This is a genomic window from Streptomyces massasporeus, from assembly GCF_014648995.1.
Lineage (GTDB): Bacteria > Actinomycetota > Actinomycetes > Streptomycetales > Streptomycetaceae > Streptomyces > Streptomyces massasporeus.
Window position 1 is genome coordinate 47442 of the sequence record NZ_BMSE01000016.1, and the last position, 19474, is coordinate 66915.

The 19474-nt window shown below is 71.7% G+C and carries 16 protein-coding genes; 12 read left to right on the top strand and 4 right to left on the bottom strand.

Annotated elements, in window-relative coordinates:
• The first annotated feature begins 49 nt into the window (after positions 1 to 49).
• Positions 50 to 1564 (top strand): tRNA (N6-isopentenyl adenosine(37)-C2)-methylthiotransferase MiaB, encoded by a 1515-nt coding sequence (gene miaB / locus IE153_RS29345; protein ID WP_189592807.1) that lies wholly within the window; start codon positions 50 to 52, stop codon positions 1562 to 1564.
• 64 nt (positions 1565 to 1628) lie between these two features.
• Entirely contained in the window at positions 1629 to 2342 is a 714-nt protein-coding gene (locus IE153_RS29350) for a class III extradiol dioxygenase subunit B-like domain-containing protein (RefSeq protein ID WP_189592808.1), read from the top strand.
• A 142-nt stretch (positions 2343 to 2484) separates the two neighbouring features.
• Here the strand turns inward: IE153_RS29350 and IE153_RS29355 are convergent, their stop codons facing one another.
• Together IE153_RS29355 and IE153_RS29360 are read right to left on the bottom strand one after the other, a co-directional pair.
• Positions 2485 to 2835, bottom strand: a complete 351-nt coding sequence (locus IE153_RS29355) for an antitoxin (protein ID WP_189592809.1) — start codon at positions 2833 to 2835, stop codon at positions 2485 to 2487.
• Between the two features lie 26 nt (positions 2836 to 2861).
• Positions 2862 to 3140: a hypothetical protein gene (locus tag IE153_RS29360; RefSeq protein ID WP_189592810.1), complete on the bottom strand. Its 279-nt coding sequence runs from the start codon at positions 3138 to 3140 to the stop codon at positions 2862 to 2864.
• A gap of 182 nt (positions 3141 to 3322) precedes the next feature.
• On the opposite strand from IE153_RS29360, the gene miaA reads away from it, so the two are divergent.
• From miaA to hflX, 6 genes are all read left to right on the top strand, one after another.
• A complete protein-coding gene (gene miaA / locus IE153_RS29365) occupies positions 3323 to 4261 on the top strand; it encodes a tRNA (adenosine(37)-N6)-dimethylallyltransferase MiaA (protein WP_189592811.1) in 939 nt (312 codons plus the stop codon).
• Between the two features lie 108 nt (positions 4262 to 4369).
• Entirely contained in the window at positions 4370 to 4882 is a 513-nt protein-coding gene (locus IE153_RS29370) for a hypothetical protein (RefSeq protein ID WP_189592911.1), read from the top strand.
• Positions 4883 to 4910: 28 nt separating this feature from the next.
• A complete protein-coding gene (gene dapF / locus IE153_RS29375; RefSeq protein ID WP_189592812.1) occupies positions 4911 to 5783 on the top strand; it encodes a diaminopimelate epimerase in 873 nt (290 codons plus the stop codon).
• A gap of 297 nt (positions 5784 to 6080) precedes the next feature.
• Positions 6081 to 8258 carry a RelA/SpoT family protein gene (locus IE153_RS29380; RefSeq protein WP_189592813.1) on the top strand — a complete coding sequence of 726 codons (2178 nt, stop codon included), beginning with the start codon at positions 6081 to 6083 and terminating at the stop codon, positions 8256 to 8258.
• Between the two features lie 235 nt (positions 8259 to 8493).
• A complete protein-coding gene (locus IE153_RS29385; protein ID WP_229829246.1) occupies positions 8494 to 10110 on the top strand; it encodes a M1 family metallopeptidase in 1617 nt (538 codons plus the stop codon).
• A 126-nt stretch (positions 10111 to 10236) separates the two neighbouring features.
• Positions 10237 to 11730, top strand: coding sequence for a GTPase HflX (gene hflX, locus IE153_RS29390; RefSeq protein WP_189592814.1), 1494 nt, complete (start codon positions 10237 to 10239; stop codon positions 11728 to 11730).
• An 82-nt stretch (positions 11731 to 11812) separates the two neighbouring features.
• On the opposite strand, the gene IE153_RS29395 is transcribed toward hflX, so the two are convergent.
• The gene (locus tag IE153_RS29395) at positions 11813 to 13012 is read right to left on the bottom strand and encodes a trypsin-like serine peptidase (protein WP_189592815.1); all 1200 of its coding nucleotides are present in this window, start codon (positions 13010 to 13012) and stop codon (positions 11813 to 11815) included.
• A gap of 15 nt (positions 13013 to 13027) precedes the next feature.
• On the opposite strand from IE153_RS29395, the gene IE153_RS42445 reads away from it, so the two are divergent.
• Positions 13028 to 13162, top strand: a complete 135-nt coding sequence (locus IE153_RS42445) for a hypothetical protein (protein WP_268251864.1) — start codon at positions 13028 to 13030, stop codon at positions 13160 to 13162.
• A 110-nt stretch (positions 13163 to 13272) separates the two neighbouring features.
• Here IE153_RS42445 and IE153_RS29400 read toward each other — a convergent pair whose 3' ends face one another.
• A complete protein-coding gene (locus tag IE153_RS29400; protein WP_189592816.1) occupies positions 13273 to 14496 on the bottom strand; it encodes a trypsin-like serine peptidase in 1224 nt (407 codons plus the stop codon).
• A gap of 347 nt (positions 14497 to 14843) precedes the next feature.
• Here IE153_RS29400 and IE153_RS29405 point away from each other — a divergent pair, with 347 nt between their 5' ends.
• The 3 genes from IE153_RS29405 to IE153_RS29415 all read left to right on the top strand — a co-directional run bounded on the left by IE153_RS29405 (position 14844) and on the right by IE153_RS29415 (position 19342).
• Positions 14844 to 16298 carry an aminotransferase class III-fold pyridoxal phosphate-dependent enzyme gene (locus IE153_RS29405; RefSeq protein WP_189592817.1) on the top strand — a complete coding sequence of 485 codons (1455 nt, stop codon included), beginning with the start codon at positions 14844 to 14846 and terminating at the stop codon, positions 16296 to 16298.
• A 247-nt stretch (positions 16299 to 16545) separates the two neighbouring features.
• Entirely contained in the window at positions 16546 to 18531 is a 1986-nt protein-coding gene (locus tag IE153_RS29410) for an IucA/IucC family protein (RefSeq protein WP_189592818.1), read from the top strand.
• An 85-nt stretch (positions 18532 to 18616) separates the two neighbouring features.
• Complete coding sequence (locus IE153_RS29415; RefSeq protein WP_189592819.1) at positions 18617 to 19342, top strand: GNAT family N-acetyltransferase; 726 nt, start codon at positions 18617 to 18619, stop codon at positions 19340 to 19342.
• Positions 19343 to 19474 lie beyond the last annotated feature (132 nt).

Here is a 19474-nt window from a genome sequence, read left to right on the forward strand (position 1 = left end):
TGTCCACAGGCGGCCGAGCCACGTTCGCCGACCGCCTACCCTTGTCCCCATGAGCAGCATCGACCGGAGCCAGTCAGTGGGCGGCACGCGCACATACGAGGTACGCACCTACGGGTGCCAGATGAACGTCCACGACTCCGAGCGATTGTCCGGACTGCTGGAGGACGCGGGTTACGTCCGTGCCCCCGAGGACGCCGACGGGGCGGACGTCGTCGTCTTCAACACCTGCGCCGTGCGGGAGAACGCCGACAACAAGCTGTACGGCAACCTCGGCCACCTCGCCCCGAAGAAGGCGAGCCGCCCCGGCATGCAGATCGCGGTCGGCGGCTGCCTCGCGCAGAAGGACCGCGACACCATCGTGAAGAGGGCGCCCTGGGTGGACGTCGTCTTCGGCACGCACAACATCGGCAAGCTGCCGGTCCTGCTGGAGCGCGCCCGCGTGCAGGAGGAGGCGCAGGTCGAGATCGCCGAGTCGCTGGAGGCGTTCCCCTCGACGCTGCCCACGCGTCGCGAGAGCGCCTACGCGGCCTGGGTCTCCATCTCCGTCGGCTGCAACAACACCTGCACCTTCTGCATCGTCCCGGCCCTGCGCGGCAAGGAGAAGGACCGTCGCCCCGGCGACATCCTCGCCGAGATCGAGGCCCTGGTCGCCGAGGGCGTCTCCGAGATCACGCTGCTCGGGCAGAACGTCAACGCCTACGGCTCCGACATCGGCGACCGCGAGGCCTTCAGCAAGCTGCTGCGCGCCTGCGGGAAGATCGACGGCCTGGAGCGCGTCCGCTTCACCTCGCCGCACCCGCGGGACTTCACCGACGACGTCATCGCCGCCATGGCCGAGACGCCGAACGTGATGCCGCAGCTGCACATGCCGCTCCAGTCCGGCTCGGACCCGGTCCTGAAGGCGATGCGCCGCTCCTACCGCCAGGAGCGCTTCCTCGGCATCATCGAGAAGGTCCGCGCCGCCATCCCGCACGCCGCGATCAGCACGGACATCATCGTGGGCTTCCCCGGCGAGACCGAGGAGGACTTCGAGCAGACGCTGCACGTGGTGCGCGAGGCCCGCTTCGCCCAGGCCTTCACGTTCCAGTACTCGAAGCGGCCCGGCACCCCGGCCGCCGAGATGGACGGCCAGATCCCCAAGAAGGTCGTCCAGGAGCGCTACGAGCGGCTCGTCGCCCTCCAGGAGGAGATCTCCTGGGAGGAGAACAAGAAGCAGGTCGGCCGCACGCTGGAGCTGATGGTCGCCGAGGGAGAGGGCCGCAAGGACGACACCACCCACCGCCTCTCCGGCCGCGCCCCCGACAGCCGCCTCGTCCACTTCACCAAGCCGGACGAGGAGGTCCGTCCCGGCGACGTGGTCACGGTCGAGATCACCTACGCCGCCCCGCACCACCTCCTCGCCGAGGGCCCCGTGCTGGACGTGCGCCGCACGCGCGCGGGCGACGCCTGGGAGAAGCGCAACGCGGCCGAGAAGGCCAAGCCCGTCGGCGTGATGCTGGGCCTGCCGAAGATCGGCGCCCCCGAGCCCCTGCCCGCCGTGGCGAGCGGGTGCGGCTGCGACTGACCCGGGCTGCCGCCGCCCAGAGCGGTGGCAGCGGCTCCCGCTCCTGAGAGTTACCCTGCCGATCATGCTTGTCGCCGCCGCTGTCTGCCCTTGCCCGCCCCTGCTGGTCCCCGAGGTCGCCGCCGGCGCCGCCCCGGAACTGGACGCCGCGCGGGCCGCCTGCACGGACGCGCTGGGGGTGCTCGCCGCCGCCCGGCCCGGCCGGCTCGTGGTCGTCGGACCGGTGGACGGTGCCGGGCCCGAGGCGTACCCGGAGGGAACGGCGGGGTCCTTCCGGGGCTTCGGCGTCGACCGCGACGTACGGCTGGGAGCGGCCGAGGGCGCGGACACGGAACAGCGGCTGCCGTACGCGCTGGCGGTCGCGGCCTGGCTGCTGGAGCGGACCGGGTGGTCCGACGCTCCGGTCGAGGGCCTCGGCCTGGGGGAGTCGTACCCGCCCGGGCTGTGCGCGCGGACCGGGAGGGACATCGCCGCCCGGGACGAGCGGGTCGCCCTGCTGGTGATGGGCGACGCGAGCGCGTGCCGGACGCTCAAGGCCCCGGGCTATCTGGACGAACGGGCGGCGCCCTTCGACGCGGAGGTCGCACGCGCGCTCGGCGCGGCGGACGTGGCGGCTCTCAACGCACTGGACACGGGGCTGGCACACGAGCTGAAGGTGTCCGGCCGGGCCCCCTGGCAGGTCCTGGCGGGCGCGGCCGACGGCTCGGACCTTGGCGGCTCACTGCTGTACGAGGACGCGCCGTACGGCGTGGGATACGTCGTCGCCGCCTGGTCGTAGACCGGGCGGCGAGGCACGGGCGCGGGAAACGGCGGACGGCCGGGAGCCCTCGTGCTCCGCGGCCGTCCGCCGATGTGCCCTTGAGTGTGCCGATGTGCGCATGGAACCTTGTGCGCACGGAACCTGCTGCGCCGATGTGCGCTCAGGAGGTGGGCGGTGGTGCCTCCGGATGCGGAGCGCCGCCCGGGTCCCGCGGCGGAGCCGTCCGGCGGGCGGTGCCGGGCGGCGTCGTCGTGCCGCCCGTGCCGGCGGTCGTCGTGCCGCCCGCGTCCGGTGCGGTGTCGCCATGGTGCGTGAGTCGGACCATGGCGCCCTTGGCCCGGCCCGTGCCCGACTGGATCCTGTGGCTGTACTTGCCCTTGGTCGTCTTGTCGACGGCCTGCGCGGCCTTGTCGAGACCGTGGTGGATCTTGCCCTCGTGCCGCTGTGCGAGGTCCGAGACCTTGCCCTTGGCCGGGCCCAGCTTGGCTTTCACGTTGTCCATGAGACCCATGGCTCACCTTCCCTCGCGCAGGGCGGTCAGGTACGGGCGCCCTCGCCGGCGTCGTTGTCTGCCGCCTTCTCGGTGGATTGCTGCTTGGGGATGTCGACACCCTCGGACTCGGTGGACGTCGACGCCTCCGTGGTGGCCTCGGCAGTCGGCTCCGCCGCTTCCTCCGCTCCGGCGGTGCCCTTCGTCTCCGCGGCGTCGGCCGCCTCCGTCTCGGGCCCGGCCTTCGCCGTGTCGGTCTGAGCCTCGGCCGCAGGCGTCTCCGCCGTGGCCTTCGACCGCCGGAGAAGTCGTGCAAAAACGCCCATATCCACTCCATACGTTACTCGTGCGGGCGAAATCCCGCGTTGCCCGGTGCGTCAAATTGCGCGGCCCGGGCCACCGCCTCTGCGATCCGGCGGCAGGAACCTCGCAACGGGCAACGACCCCGCGGCCGTCGCGTCACGTAACTCGTTCGAGACCGGGTGTCGAGGTTTGCGAGACTGGGGCGGTGAGCAGTGCACCCCCCGCCCCCCGCGTCATCGCCGTCGTCGGACCAACTGCGGCCGGAAAGTCCGATCTGGGCGTATTCCTGGCCCAGCGTCTCGGCGGTGAAGTCGTCAACGCCGACTCCATGCAGCTCTACCGAGGGATGGACATCGGCACCGCCAAGCTGACGCCCGAAGAGCGCGATGGCGTCCCCCACCACCTGCTGGACATCTGGGACGTGACCGTCACGGCGTCCGTCGCCGAGTACCAGCGCCTGGCCCGGGAGCACATCGAGGCGCTGCTCGCCGAGGGCCGCTGGCCGATCCTGGTCGGCGGCTCGGGACTGTACGTGCGCGGGGCCGTCGACAACCTGGAGTTCCCCGGCACCGACCCCGAGGTCCGCGCCCGCCTGGAGGAGGAACTCACGCTGCGCGGCTCCGGAGCGCTGCACGCCCGCCTGGCCGCCGCCGACCCCGAGGCTGCCCGCGCGATCCTGCCGAGCAACGGCCGGCGGGTCGTCCGCGCCCTTGAGGTGATCGAGATCACCGGCAGGCCCTTCACGGCCAACCTCCCCGGCCACGACTCGGTGTACGACACCCTCCAGATCGGCGTCGACGTGGCCCGCCCCGAGCTCGACGAGCGCATCGCGCGCCGGGTCGACCGGATGTGGGACGCCGGCCTCGTGGACGAGGTGAGCGCACTTCAGGCGCAGGGGTTGCGTGAAGGGCGTACGGCCTCGCGCGCGCTCGGCTACCAGCAGGTGCTCGCGGCGCTCGCGGGGGAGTGCACCCTTGAGGAAGCGCGGACCGAGACCGTGCGTGCCACCAAGCGCTTCGCGCGCCGCCAGGATTCATGGTTCAGGCGCGACCCGCGGGTGCACTGGTTGAGTGGGGCGGCGGCCGATCGCACGGAACTTCCGCAGCTCGCGCTGTCCTTGGTCGAACGACCGGTTACAGCCTGATCACGTCATGGCATCGGGACGCCCAGGCCGTCATCCGGTCCTTCGGCGGCGTGCCATCATCGAGCTTCGATCGACCGAGTTGAGTCCTAGTTGGGAGGGCGCGTGGCGATGGAGGCCGGCCCTCGCGACACCGCACGAAGCACCGATCACATCACCGCCGAGCGGGATGAGACGGGGCGTGGGGACGCACCGGAGCAGGATGCGGACCACCTCAGCTCCGACGGGCCCGACGAGACACAGGGCGTGACGGACGACGGCCCCGAGCCCGGCGAGATGTTCGCCGACGAGGTCGAGGTCGAGCTGCGCCCGCAGGGCCGGCTCCGCATCTGGCAGCTGGCTCCCATCGTGAGCCTCGCGGCACTCGGCTCCCTGATGTTCGCCTTCCCGCTCGCCTTCGACTTCGGCGACAGCGGCGCCGTCATCGCCATGCTGGGCCTGCTGATCTGCTCCTGCGCGGCCGGCTGGGGCATGATGGCCGCCCGCCGCGTCGGCTACACCTGGCCGGGCCTGCCGGCCCGCGGCTCCGGCCGCAGACCTGACTGGCGGGTCGTCCTCGCGTACGCCCTCGTCGTGGCCGTCGTGGTGGTCCTCGCCGTATGGCGGGTGGCACGACTCCGGTAGCGGATGCGTGCCCCGTTACGATCGAGGCATGAGCACGCGGATCGCCTTCCTCAAGGGGCACGGCACCGAGAACGACTTCGTGATCGTCCCGGACCCCGAGAACGCCATCGACCTGCCCCCGGCCGCCGTCGCCGTCCTGTGCGACCGCCGCGCCGGCATCGGCGGTGACGGACTGCTGCACGTGGTGCGGTCCGCCGCCCACCCGGAGGCCGAGGGCGTGGCGGCCGAGGCGGAGTGGTTCATGGACTACCGCAACGGCGACGGCTCGGTCGCGGAGATGTGCGGCAACGGCGTGCGGGTGTTCGCGCGCTACCTTCAGCGCGCCGGTCACGTGACCGAGGGAGACCTCGCGGTCGCCACGCGCGGGGGCGTGAAGACCGTGCACATCGCCAAGGACGGTGACGTGACCGTGGGCATGGGCCGGGCGGTGCTCCCCGAGGGCGACGTCACGGTGAGTGTCGGCGAGCGCAGCTGGACCGCGCGGAACGTCAACATGGGCAACCCGCACGCGGTGGCCTTCGTGGATGATCTCTCGCACGCCGGTGAGCTGCTCTCCCCGCCGCCCTTCAGTCCGGCCGCCGCGTACCCGGACGGTGTGAACGTGGAGTTCGTGGTCGACCGCGGCCCCGGACACGTCGCGCTGCGCGTGCACGAGCGTGGCTCCGGCGAGACCCGCTCGTGCGGCACGGGCGCGTGCGCGGTCGCTGTGGCCGCCGCCCGCCGCGACGGCGCCGACCCGACGGCCACGGGCGCCCCCGCGACGTACACCGTCGACGTCCCGGGCGGCACCCTGGTGATCACCGAGCGGCCCGACGGCGAGATCGAGATGACCGGCCCGGCCGTGATCGTGGCAGAGGGCGAGATCGACGCGGACTGGCTGGAAACCGTCACGTCCGCGTGAGCGGCAGCGGGTCGTCCTGAAACATCCGTGCGGCTTCGGACACCCGACCCGAAACCACCGTTGATATCCGGCCACTTGGCGGGAATCGCGTCGTAAGAGTGGTGGCGTAGGGGGGTACAAACCTCACATTCATCCCTCGAACGGGTGATCAGTTTCACGCTCGGCGAGAGGCGGTCAGTCGAGCGTGGTGGGCTCGGTAGCATCAAGCACCGGCCCGGACGGGGGACCGAAGCCGCTCCCCGAGCCGTGTCCGCTCTGGGGCGCCCCGTCCGCCGGTTGACGCAGCCGGAGGTGCCCATGAGTGCGGAGGCCACGAATTCCGTGACCCCAGGCCCGATGCCGGGCGCGGTGTCAGGACAGGTGACGCCGACAGCCCCCCACAGAAAGGCCCGCCCCCGGATCGACCTGCGCCGCCTCGGCCGCGCGGCCCTGCTCGGCCCCGCCGCCCGCGGCCGGCTGCCCGACGCCATCAGCCATGTCGTCGAGGCCCACCGCGCCCACCACCCCGACGCGGACCTCGAACCCCTGCGCCACGCCTACGTCCTGGCCGAGTCCTCGCACCGCGGCCAGATGCGCAAGAGCGGCGAGCCGTACATCACGCACCCGCTCGCGGTGACCCTGATCCTCGCCGAACTCGGCGCCGAGACCACGACGTTGACCGCGTCCCTGCTGCACGACACCGTCGAGGACACGGACGTGACGCTCGACCAGGTACGCGACCAGTTCGGCGAGGAGGTCCGCTACCTCGTCGACGGCGTCACCAAACTGGAGAAGGTCGACTACGGCGCCGCCGCCGAGTCCGAGACCTTCCGCAAGATGCTCGTCGCCACCGGCAACGACGTCCGTGTCATGTCGATCAAACTCGCCGACCGGCTGCACAACATGCGCACCCTCGGCGTCATGCGCCCCGAGAAGCAGGAGCGCATCGCCAAGGTGACACGTGACGTGCTCATCCCGCTCGCCGAACGGCTCGGCGTCCAGGCGCTCAAGACCGAACTGGAAGACCTGGTCTTCGCGATCCTGCATCCCGAGGAGTACGCGCACACCAGGGAGCTGATCGTCCGCAACGCGGCCCGCGCGGACGACCCGCTCGCCGAGGTCGCCGACGAGGTGCGCGGGGTGCTGCGCGAGGCGGACATCACGGCCGAAGTCCTCATCCGGCCCCGCCACTTCGTCTCGGTGCACCGCGTCTCCCGCAAACGCGGCCGGCTGCGCGGCTCCGATTTCGGCCGCGTCCTGGTGCTGGTGAACGAGGACGCCGACTGCTACGGCGTCCTGGGTGAACTGCACACCTGTATGAAGCCGGTGGTCTCGGAGTTCAAGGACTTCATCGCCGTACCGAAGTTCAACCTGTACCAGTCGCTGCACACGGCCGTGGCACGCGAGGACGGTCAGGTCGTCGAGGTCCTGATCCGCACGCACCAGATGCACAAGGTCGCCGAGGCCGGCGTCATCGCCCTCGGCAACCCGTACGCACCGGCCCCCGAGGACCCGGCCGACGGCGAACGCGTCGACCCCACCCGACCCGGCTGGCTCTCCCGGCTCCTCGACTGGCAGGAGGCGGCACCCGACCCCGACCACTTCTGGTCGACCCTGCGCGAGGACCTCGCCCAGGACCGCGAGATCACCGTGTTCCGGCCCGACGGCGGCACCCTCGGCCTGCCCGAGGGCGCGACCTGCGTGGACGCCGCGTACGCGCAGTACGGCGAGGACGCGCACGCCTGCATCGGGGCCCGGGTGAACGGCCGCCTGGCGACGCTGAGCACCGTGCTGAGGGACGGCGACACCGTTCAGCTCCTCATGGGCCAGGACCCGGCGTCGGAGCCCTCCCGGGAGTGGCTGGAGCACGCCCACACCCCCGCGGCCCGGATCGCCATCCAGCGGTGGCTGACCGCCCATCCGGCGCAGGCGGAATCCCAGCAGCAGGGCGAGGCGCGGATCGCCGGGGACCGGTCGGCCCTGCGGCCCGTCGACGTACCCGACCCGGACGCGCCCTCGGAGCAGCCCGCCGACCGCCCCGGCACCGGCCATGTCCTCGCCGACCTGCCCGACGCGACCGTCCGGCTCGCCCGTTGCTGCACGCCCGTACCGCCCGACGAGATCACCGGCTTCGCGGTACGCGGAGGAGCGGTCACCGTGCACCGCGTGGAGTGCGCCGCGGTGGCGCGCATGAAGGACGGGGGGCGTGCGGAGGTCGGCGTGCGCTGGGGGGAGACCGCCGAGTGCCGGGTCACGCTGGTCGCCGAATCGTTCGTCCGTCCCCATCTGCTGGCCGACCTCACCGAGGCCATGGCCTCCGAGGGCGCCGAGATCGTCTCGGCGACCGTCGAGCCTCCGACCCAGCAGCAGGTGCGGCACACCTACACCGTGCAACTCCCGGACGCCGGCCACCTGCCCGCCCTGATGCGCGCGATGCGCAATGTGGCCGGGGTGTACGACGTCAGCCGGGCCCAGCCGCAGCCACAGGGCGGCTGACCGGTCAGGGCCTGCGCACAGCCCTGTCAAGCTGCCCGGGCTCGCCCCGCACAGCCCCGTCAAGTCGCCGGGCTCGCCGGGACTCGCGGGGACGCCCCAGGGCGGTGCAGGCCCCGGCCCCGGCGGCCTCACCTCGCGGCCGGGACGGCACCCGGCGCAGACTCCGGTCCCCGGTTCGGGTGGGACGAGAGCGCGCCGTCCCCGCGGCTCACCCGCGCGCTGATAGCCGTGGGGCATGCTCCTGATCCCCCACAGCCAGGCCACCACCTCCATCCGGCGGCGTCGCACCGCCGCCGCTCTGCTCACCTCGGCGATCTCCGTCTGCCTCGTGGCAGCGAGCGCCCCCGTCGTCCCGCTCGGCGTCGGCGACCGGCTCTTCCCGTACCTCGGCAACCCGGGCTACGACGTGGCCTCGTACGACCTCTCGTTCACCTATCCGGGCAACAACAGCGAACCGCTGCGGGCCGTCACCACCATCGACGCCTGGACGACCGCCGACCTGGACCACGTCAACCTGGACTTCGCCCACGGCACCGTCGAGTCGGTCGAGGTCGACGGCGACCCCGCCGAGTTCCGCACCGCCGGCGAGGACCTGGTGATCACGCCCGAGGACTCCGTGTCGGACGGAAACTGGATGCGGATCACTGTGCGGCACACCAGTGATCCCGTGCCCGTCAAGGACCGCGAGGGCGGCTGGGTGCGCACCGCGGACGGCCTGGCCATGGCCAACCAGGCCGACGCCGCGCACCTGGTCTTCCCGTGCAACGACCACCCCTCCGACAAGGCGATGTTCACCATCCGGGTCACCGCACCCGACGGTCACACGGCCGTCGCCAACGGCCTGCCCGCCGGAGTAAAGAAGTCCGGCGGGTCCACGACCTGGACCTACCGCAGCCAGCACCCCATGGCCACCGAACTCACCCAGGTCTCCATCGGCCGCTCCACGGTGCTGCACCGCACCGGCCCGCACGGCCTGCCCGTACGGGACGTCGTCCCGACCGAGCACCGCAAGGCGCTCGAACCCTGGCTGGAGAAGACCCCCGGCCACATCGCCTGGATGGAGAGCAAGGTCGGCCGCTACCCCTTCGAGACGTACGGCCTGCTCATGGCCGACGCCTCCACCGGCTTCGAACTGGAGACCCAGACGCTCTCCCTCTTCGAGCGGGAACTCTTCACCGACCCCGTCTACCCCGCGTGGTACGTCGAGTCGATCATGGTCCACGAGCTGGCCCACCAGTGGTTCGGCAACAGCGTCGGCCCCCGCACCTGGTCCGACCTGTGGCTCAACGAGGGGCACGCCACCTGGTACGAGGCGCTGTACGCCGAGGAGCGGGCCGACAAGCCGATGCGGGACCGGATGAAGGCCGCCTACGCCTCCTCCGACCGCTGGCGCGCCGCCGGCGGACCGCCCGCCGCCCCCAAGGCGCCCGACCCCGGCCGCAAGACCAGCATCTTCCGGCCCAACGTCTACGACGGCGCCGCGCTCGTCCTGTACGCCCTGCGCCAGGAGATCGGCGGCCCGGCCTTCGAACGCCTGGAACGCGCATGGGTCGACCGCCACCAGGACGACACGGCCACGACGGAGGACTTCGTCCGGCTCGCCACCGAGATCGCCGGGCGCGACCTGGACGGCTTCTTCCAGGGCTGGCTGTACGGCGAGAAGACCCCGCCGATGCCGGGGCACCCGGACTGGAAGCCGAAGGCTCCTGCCGCGAACCCGAAGGCTCCTGCGGGGAGACCGAAGGTCCCGGCGGAGAAGCCCGAGGCTCATGCGGAGAAGCCGGAGGCTCATGCGGAGAAGCCGGAGGCTCCCGAGAAGCAGGCCCGGCCGGCGATGACGCCCGCCCGATAACACGGTGACGAGACGCCCCGTGCCGTGCGACCATCTTCTGGTCGTCGCGGCACGGAACGCCGGGAATCTCCCGGACCGCCCGTGCGTTGCAGACAGTGAACGGTTTCCGACCTACGTAAGGATCCAATGACCTCCTCTTCTTCCTTTTCCCAGGACTCCAAGCGCTTCGCGCACAGCCACCCCGAGGGTTTTCGGGCCGATGCCCTGATGGAAGAGGACGTCGCCTGGAGCCACGAGATCGACGGAGAGCGGGACGGCGATCAGTTCGACCGCTCCGACCGCGCGGCCCTGCGCCGTGTGGTGGGCCTCTCCACCGAGCTCGAGGACGTCACCGAGGTCGAGTACCGCCAGCTCCGCCTGGAGCGGGTCGTCCTCGTCGGCGTCTGGACCTCGGGAACCGTGCAGGACGCGGAGAACTCCCTCGCGGAGCTCGCCGCTCTCGCCGAGACGGCCGGTGCGCTGGTGCTCGACGGAGTCACCCAACGCCGCGACAAGCCCGACGCGGCCACCTACATCGGCTCCGGCAAGGCCGAGGAACTGCGCGACATCGTCGTCGAGACGGGCGCGGACACCGTCATCTGCGACGGTGAGCTCAGCCCCGGCCAGCTGATCCACCTCGAGGACGTCGTCAAGGTCAAGGTCATCGACCGGACGGCCCTGATCCTGGACATCTTCGCCCAGCACGCCAAGTCCCGAGAGGGCAAGGCGCAGGTCGCTCTCGCGCAGATGCAGTACATGCTGCCGCGACTGCGCGGCTGGGGTCAGTCGCTGTCCCGGCAGATGGGCGGCGGCAAGGGCGGCGGCCTCGCCACCCGTGGTCCCGGTGAGACCAAGATCGAGACGGACCGGCGCCGGATTCGCGAGAAGATGGCGAAGATGCGCCGGGAGATCGCGGAGATGAAGACCGGCCGCGAGATCAAGCGCCAGGAGCGCAAGCGCCACAAGGTGCCGTCCGTGGCCATCGCGGGCTACACCAACGCCGGCAAGTCCTCGCTGCTCAACCGCCTCACAGGCGCGGGCGTGCTGGTGGAGAACGCCCTGTTCGCGACCCTCGACCCGACCGTGCGCCGGGCCGAGACCCCGAGCGGGCGGCTGTACACGCTGGCCGACACGGTCGGGTTCGTACGCCACCTGCCCCACCACCTGGTCGAGGCGTTCCGCTCCACGATGGAGGAGGTCGGCGAGTCCGACCTGATCCTGCACGTGGTCGACGGTTCGCACCCGTTCCCGGAGGAGCAGCTGGCAGCCGTGCGCGAGGTGGTCCGGGACGTCGGCGCCACCGACGTGCCCGAGATCGTCGTGATCAACAAGGCCGACGCGGCCGACCCGCTGACGCTCCAGCGGCTGCTGCGCGTCGAGAAGCGGTCCATCGCCGTCTCGGCCCGCACCGGCCTGGGCATCGAGGAGCTGCTCGCGCTCATCGACAACGAGCTGCCGCGCCCGTCGGTCGAGATCGAGGCGCTCGTGCCGTACACGCACGGCAAGCTGGTCGCCCGTGCACACGACGAGGGCGAGGTGATCTCCGAGGAGCACACCCCGGAGGGCACCCTGCTCAAGGTGCGGGTCCACGAGGAGCTGGCGGCGGAACTCATGCCGTACGTTCCGACGCCTGCGCTCTGAGCCCGAGCCAGGCCCCGCGTCTCGTGCGACGCGAGAAGGCCCGCCCCCTGTCACGGGGGGGCGGGCCTTCAGCATCTGCGGGTCACTGACCGCCGTACGTCTTGCTCATGTTCTGGTAGAGCGCCTCGGCGTCCCGGCCCAGCTGCGGACCGGCCAGCCACGTGTTGTCGGCCGGGCCGATCGAGGTGTTGGAAACCAGCACCGACTTGCCGTTCAGGACTCGGAACCAGCCTCCACCGGACGAACCGCCAGTCATGTCGCAGCCGATGCGGTACATCGTCGGCAGGGACGGGCTGAGCGAGAACCGGCCGGGCACGTCGACGCACTTGAACATCTTCTCGCCGTTGTAGGGCGGTGCGGCCGGGTAGCCCCAGGCGCCCATCTTGCGGGACTCGGCCGCGGACGGGGCGGAGAAGTCCACGTCCAGCGCGGCGCCGACCGTCTCCTCCAGGGACTTCGCGCCCTGCTCCGGCTTCACGTGCAGTACCGCGTAGTCGTACGCGGCTCCGTCGCCACCGGTCTCCGAACCGCCCTGGATCCACTGGTTCGACGTGGAGGCCCAGTTCGCCCACCAGTTGCCGTACGGGGCGATCTCGCTCTGGTTCGCGTTGCTCAGCTCCGCCTCGGACTTGCCGAGGTCGTTGTAGGCCGGAACGAAGACGATGTTGCGGTACCAGCCGCCGTTGCCGCCGGCGTGCACGCAGTGGCCCGCCGTCCAGACCAGGTTGGACTTGCCCGGGTGGTTCACGTCCTTGACGACCGTGCCGGAGCAGACGGCCGGGCCGTCGGGGGAGTCGAAGAAGACCTTGCCGACCGGTGCCGCGTTGCGGTGGTACGGCGTCTTCTCGGCCTGTGCCCGGACAGGCGCCGGGTCCGGGTCGCTGACCCCCTGGCCGACCGACGCGTCCTTCGTCGTGACCGTCTTGTCGGCCTCGTCGGCGGACTGCATGCGCTCCGGCTTCCAGAGGCCCTCGATCACCGGGTTGACGAAGTCCTTGGCGTCACTGAGCCACTTGTCCTTGTCCCAGTCCTTCCAGCCGCCGTCCTTCCAGCGGTCGACGTCGATCCCGTGCTCCTTGAGCTTGCCCGCGAGATCGGCCGGGACCTTGACCTTGCCGCCGTCCGCGGCGGCCTGGGAACTGCCGGCGTCGGGCTTGTCGCTCGCCGACTCCTCGGAGCCGTTGCAGGCGGTCGCGGTGAGCGCCAGGGCGGCGGCGAGCCCGGTGGCGGCGAGGACGGTGCGCCGCCCACGCCTGGATGCAGGCGTACGTGTGGAACGCATGGTGCGATGACCCCCGTGGTGCGTACGAATGTGGTGCTGGTGCTGGTGCTGGTGCTGGTGCTGGTGCGTCGGTGCGCGGCGCTGCGTGTGCATGTCATGGTGCGCGCGTCGGTGCTCCCGCGCGACTCCCCACTATGCCCGCGGAGTTGAGGGGCTACCGGGGTGGGGCGGTGAAGGTTTTCCGAGAGCCCCCGGGCCGGGCCTCGTGAGGAAGCCGCCCGGGGTGCGCCGCCCCACCGGCAGCGCGATTCAGCGGCCGGTCAGCGCTTGGCGTACTTCTTGCTGACCGAGTCGTACACACCCTTCGCCACGTCGCCCAGGCGCGGTCCGGCCAGCCAGCCCGACGTCACCGGGCCGATCGAGGTGTTGGACACCAGCGCCGGCTTGCCGTCCGAACCGGTCGCGACCCAGCCACCGCCGCTCGAACCGCCGGTCATGGTGCAGCCGATGCGGTACATCGTCGGATCCGACGCGGTGACCGACAGCCGCCCGGGCCGGTCCTGGCAGCGGAACAGCTTCTGCCCGTCGTAGGGCGGCGCGGCCGGGTAGCCGATCGCCGTGACGCTCTTCACCTGCGGCACCGCGGGCGCCTTGAAGTCGACCGGCAGCGCCGAACCGACTATCTCCTCCAGCGACTTGCCGCCGCTGCCCTTCTCCGGCGTCACATGGATGACCGCGAAGTCGTACGGCGCGCCGTCACCGCCCGTCGAACCGCCCTGCTCGATCCACTGGTCCGAGGTCTGCGCCCAGTCGCCCCACCAGACACCGTAGGGAGCGACGTCCTCGCGGGTGGCGTTCTCCAGTTCCGCGACCGGCCTGCCGTCGTCGTTGTACGACGGCACGAACGCGATGTTGCGGTACCAGCCGCCCTTCTTGCCCGCGTGCACGCAGTGGCCCGCCGTCCACACGAGGTTGGACTTGCCCGGGTGCGCCGGGTCCTTCACGACGGTCGCCGAGCAGACCGCCGAGCCCTCGGGGGAGTCGAAGAACACCTTCCCCGCCGTGGGGGCGTTGGCGTGGTACGACGGCGGCACGGCCTGCGCCTCGACCGGCTCGGGCGTCGGGTCGGTCACGCCCTGGTCACCGGAGAGGTCGCTGTCGTCGACGCCCTGGTCGGGCTCCTCGGCCTCCCGCATGCGGTCCGGGTTCCAGAGCCCCTCGATGATCGGGTTGATGTACTCGTTCGCCTCGCGCAGCCAGTCGTCCCGGTCCCAGTTCTTCCAGGCGCCGTTCTTCCACTTGTCGACGTCGATCCCGTGCTCGCGGAGCCGGTCCCTGATGTCGTCCGGGATCCTGAGCTTGCCGTCGTCGGAGGCGGTGGCCGACGCGGAGGCCTCACCGTCCGCCGTGGCGTCGCCCGACTCGCAGGCGGTGGCGGTCAGCGCGAGCGCCGAGGCGAGGGCGACCGCGGCCAGCACGGGGGAGTTCCCGCGGCGCGCCCTCCCTCCTCGGCCGGTATGGGACGACGGTCGTGTGGATCGCATGATCTGACTCCCCCTGGTACGGAACGAACGTGGACGAACCGGCGCTTCGCCCCCGATTCCCGCTGTCTCGCGGGAACTTCGGGGCGACCTCACGGTGTCCGGGAACGGCACCACACACTATGCGGTGGCTGTGGGGGCGATCCGACGGATCCGCAACAGTTCCGTCACGGAAAGGATCTTGAGGCAACCCGTAACCCCGTGAGTGATCCGGGGTTGTTAGCGGATGGGGGGCCTGCTGTCTGGATGCGGTCCTCTGTGCCCGTGCCCAGTGGGAGGTCTTGGAAGCCGTGGCGGAATCCACCTATGGGGGTCGTGCGTCGGAGGAGGCCGCTGTGGGGTGTACGCAGGTGAAATCCGCCCCCGGCGGGGCCGTCGACCACACCGCCCCCGTCCCGCGCTCCACGCCCGAGGGAGCCCCGCGCCGCCAAGGCACACGCGAACCCGCAGCCCGGACCTACGCCCGTGCCCTGCCGATCGTTCCGGTGCGCGCCCGGGGACTGACCATCGAGGGCGCGGACGGCCGCCGATACCTGGACTGCCTCTCCGGCGCCGGCACACTCGCCCTGGGCCACAACCACCCGGTCGTCCTGGAGGCCATCCGCAAGGTCCTCGACTCCGGCGCACCCCTGAACGCCCTCGACCTGGCGACCCCCGTCAAGGACGCCTTCCTCGACGAGCTGCTGCGTACTCTTCCGCCAGGCCTCGCCGAGCGGGCGCGGGTGCGGTTCTGCGGACCGGCCGGCAGCGAAGCCGTGGAGACCGCCTGGGCGCTGGCACGCACGGCGACCGGACGGAGCGGCCTCCTGACGTTCACCGGAGCCGGTCGCGGTGGTGCAGCCGGAGTCCTCGACGGCCCGTCCGCGAACACCCATGACGCGCGGGTGGCCCGCCTGCCCTACCCGCAGGACTACCGCTGCCCGTTCGGCGTCGGGGGCGAGCGCGGGGCCGATCTCGCCTCCCGCTGGACGGAGTCCCTCCTCGACGACCCGGGGTCCGGGGTGCCGCTGCCCGCCGGGATGCTCGTCGAGCCGGTCCAGGGCGAGGGCGGCGTGCTCCCCGCACCGGACTCCTGGCTGCGGCGCATGCGACAGCTCACCGCCGACCGGTCCGTCCCGCTGATCGCCGACGAGATCCAGACGGGCGTGGGCCGGACCGGCGCCTTCTGGGCCGTGGAGCACAGCGGCGTGACTCCCGACGTGATGGTCCTCTCCAACGCCATCGGCGGCAGCCTCCCGCTGGCCGTTGTCGTCTACCGCGACGACCTCGTCACCCGGGAACCCGGCACCCCCGCCGACGCCTTCCCCGGCAACCAGCTCGCCATGGCCGCCGGCACCGCGACCCTCGCCCACGTCCGCGAGAACGCCCTCGCCGACCGCGCGGCGACCCTGGGAGCGCGCTTGCTGAGTCAACTCCGGCAACTGGCCTCCGGTTTCGCGTGTGTAGGGGATGTGCGGGGGAGGGGACTGATGATCGGGGTCGAGCTGGTGGATCCGGACGGGGAGGGGGAGCGCGGCTTCACAGGTAGTCCCGGGGCTGCGGAAGGCGACGCGGCGGCGTCGTTGGTGCCCGGCAGTGGACGCCGACCGCTCCCCGCCGCCCCCGAACTGGCTGCTGCGGTCCAACGGGAGTGCTTGCGGCGCGGCCTCATCGTCGGACTCGGCGGCCGTCACGCGAGCGTCGTGCAACTGCTCCCTCCTCTGACCATCACCGACGAACAGGCGGCGGCCGTACTGGACCGCCTGGCCGACGCGGTCCGGGCAGCGGCCCGGTGCCGAGGGGGTGGCACGGCAGCCACACCGTGAACGCGGCGAGCGCCAGTGGCATGGGAGCCCACGCCGTGCCCGGGCGTTGGTGCCGGGTCACCTGCCAGGCGTTGCCCGACAGGCAACCAGACGACCAGCGCCCGGGCGACCAGGCGCCCTAGGTCTGGCCCGTACGCCCGCCACCTGCGCGACTTCGCGCCCCCTCGGGCCGCGCCGAGCGGAGTGGAGCTCCTCGGCCCGCCGCCCCCACCCCGCATGATCCGAACCACCCCATGAGGTACCTGTCGTGAACGCCACCCCCCACCCCGACGACCCCACCCCGACGCCTGGACACGGCTCCGTCGGCGCCTGGCCGCCGGGGACGTCACCGAACCCGCGAATCCCTCACCAGCGGCCGGTCGCGAAACCCGTCCGGGGGCTGAGCGAAGGCCCAGACGGCGACCCCCTGGAGCATCCCGACCCGCACATCGTCGCCCAGGCCGCCGCGGTGGAGAACCTGCTCCGCTGCTGGGCGCGCGAGGCCGACCAGCCTGCCCCGGCAGACGGCGTCCTGCGTATCCCCCTTCCCGCCAGCGGCACGACTCTCCTCGCGCCGGTCCGCTACTGGTCCCCGACGGGCTGGCACCGTTTCGGCCCCCCTCGTCTCGCCGATGCGCCCGACCACGCCCCGCCGGCCGACGCCGTCACGATCGCCGCCCTGTTCACGAGGGAGACGTCCTCAGACGGCTCCGGTACCGGACCCGCCCACGACTCCCTTCCCACGGGCGCCCCCAGCCCCGCCACCGCCGGCTTCGGCTACGGCGCCGGGCTCGTCGCGGCCGTTGCCGACTCCCTCCACCGGGTCGCCGGTTTCGTCACCGCCCGCCGGGAAGCCCCGGCCGACGGCCCCGACCTCTTCTTGTCCGCGGAACAGGCACTCGTTCTCGGACACCCCCTGCACCCGAGCCCCAAGAGCCGCGAAGGCCTCTCCGACGCCGAAGCGCTCCTGTACTCACCCGAGTTGCACGGCTCCTTCCCCCTGCACTGGATGGCTGTCGCTCCCTCCGTTCTCGCCACCGAGTCCTCCTGGACCGAACGCGGGCGCCCTGTCGCAGCGCCCCGGCTCACCGCCCGCCTCGCCGGGACCGCACCGGCACTGCCGGACGGGTACGCCCTCCTGCCCCTGCACCCCTGGCAGGCACACGAGATCCGTCACCGTGCGGAGACCGCTGCCCTGCTGGACGCCGGGCTGCTCCGTGACCTCGGCACCCACGGCCCTCCCTGGCACCCCACCTCCTCCGTACGAACCGTCTACCGAACCCACGCCCCCGCGATGCTCAAGCTCTCGCTGGGCCTGCGCATCACCAACTCCCGCCGCGAGAACCTCCGCAAGGAACTCCACCGCGGCGTCGAGGTCCACCGCCTGCTCCGCAGCGGCCTCGCCCAGCAGTGGCGGGCCGTGCATCCGGGCTTCGACATCGTCCGGGACCCGGCCTGGCTCGCCGTGGACACTCCCGACGGCGTCCCGGTGCCCGGACTGGACGTGGTGATCCGCCACAACCCGTTCAGCCCCTCCGACGACGTCTCCTGCGTCGCAGGACTCCTCTCGCCGCGCCCGTGCCCGACTCCGCCGGAGGGTGCCCCGGGGCGTACGGAGGAGCACGGCCCGGCCCTGCGGTCCCGGCTGGCCGAGGTCGTCACCCGCCTCGCCCGTCGTACCGGCCGGCCCCGCGGAGCTGTCGCCGCCGAGTGGTTCCTGCGCTACCTCGCGCACGTGGTGCGTCCCGTCCTCTGGCTGGACGGCGAGGCCGGCGTCGCCCTCGAGGCGCACCAGCAGAACACGCTGCTCCTGCTGGACCCCGATGGCTGGCCCACGGGTGGTCGTTACCGCGACAACCAGGGCTACTACTTCCGGGAGTCCCGGCGCGCGGAGCTCGACGACCGGCTGCCCGGCATCGGAGAACGGAGCGACACGTTCGTCCGTGACGAGGTCACCGACGAGCGGCTCGTCTACTACCTGGCGGTCAACAACGTGCTCGGCCTCATCGGCGCGTTCGGCGCCCAGGGGCTGGCGGACGAGCGGCTGCTGCTCGCCGCCTTCCGCCGCTTCCTGGGGGACGTGGCCTCCGGCCCCGCCCCGCTGCACAGCTCACTGCCGGCCCGGTTGCTCGACTCACCCGTCCTGCGCTGCAAAGCCAACCTGCTGACCCGGCTGCACGGCCTGGATGAACTCGTAGGCCCGGTCGACACCCAGTCCGTCTACGTCACCATCGCCAACCCCTTGCACTCCTGAGTGCCTTGATCGCTCCTGACCACTGCTGACCTGTCTCCTTCCTCCTTGAGGACATGCCCCACCCCCTTCATGAGAGGAGTGTTCGATGCCTCCCGCCGAGCCGATCGCCGAAAGCGGTATCGCCGTCCCTGGCAGGGCCGACGTGGTCTGCGCTGCCGGGTCCCGATCCGACTCCCCGGATCTCGGCAGGGCCTCCGGTGAGGACTCGGCATCACGTGCTTACTCCGTCCCCTGTCATGACGACCTCCTCGACCGCGTCGCCGAATGGGGCCCGGTCGACACACCCGCAGGCGGGTTCCACCTCGTCCCCGTGCGCCTCGAACGCGACCTTCCGCTCATCGGCCGCTGGATGAACGACCCCGTCGCCGCGGCGTTCTGGGAGCTGGCGGGACCGCAGGAGGTGACGCAGGACCACCTGTGGGCCCAGCTCGCCGGCGACGGGCGCAGCGTGCCGTGCATCGGTGTTCTGGACGGAGCGCCGATGAGCTACTGGGAGATCTACCGGGCGGATCTGGACCCGCTGGCCCGTCACTACCCGGCCCGGCCTCATGACATGGGGATCCATCTCCTGGTCGGCGGAATTGCGCATCGTGGGCGCGGCCTCGGGGGTCTGTTGCTCCGGGCCGTGACCGATCTCGTTCTCGCGCGGCGCCCCTCTTGCACACGTGTCATCGCTGAACCCGACATTCGCAACACCCCCTCCGTAGCCGCATTCCTGACGGCCGGCTTCCGGTTCTCCGCCGAGGTCGACCTGCCCGCCAAGCGGGCCGCCCTCATGGTCCGAGACCGGTCCCTCCGGCATCTGCTGTAGCGCTGTGTCACCGAGCCATCACTCATTGAACGCAGTCCGTCCCGCCGCAGTTCCCGCCCGAGCCGCGAATCTGCCGGGCAATTCCGCCAGGACCTCATTCGCGCGGTTCCGCCACGACCTCATCCCCGTAGC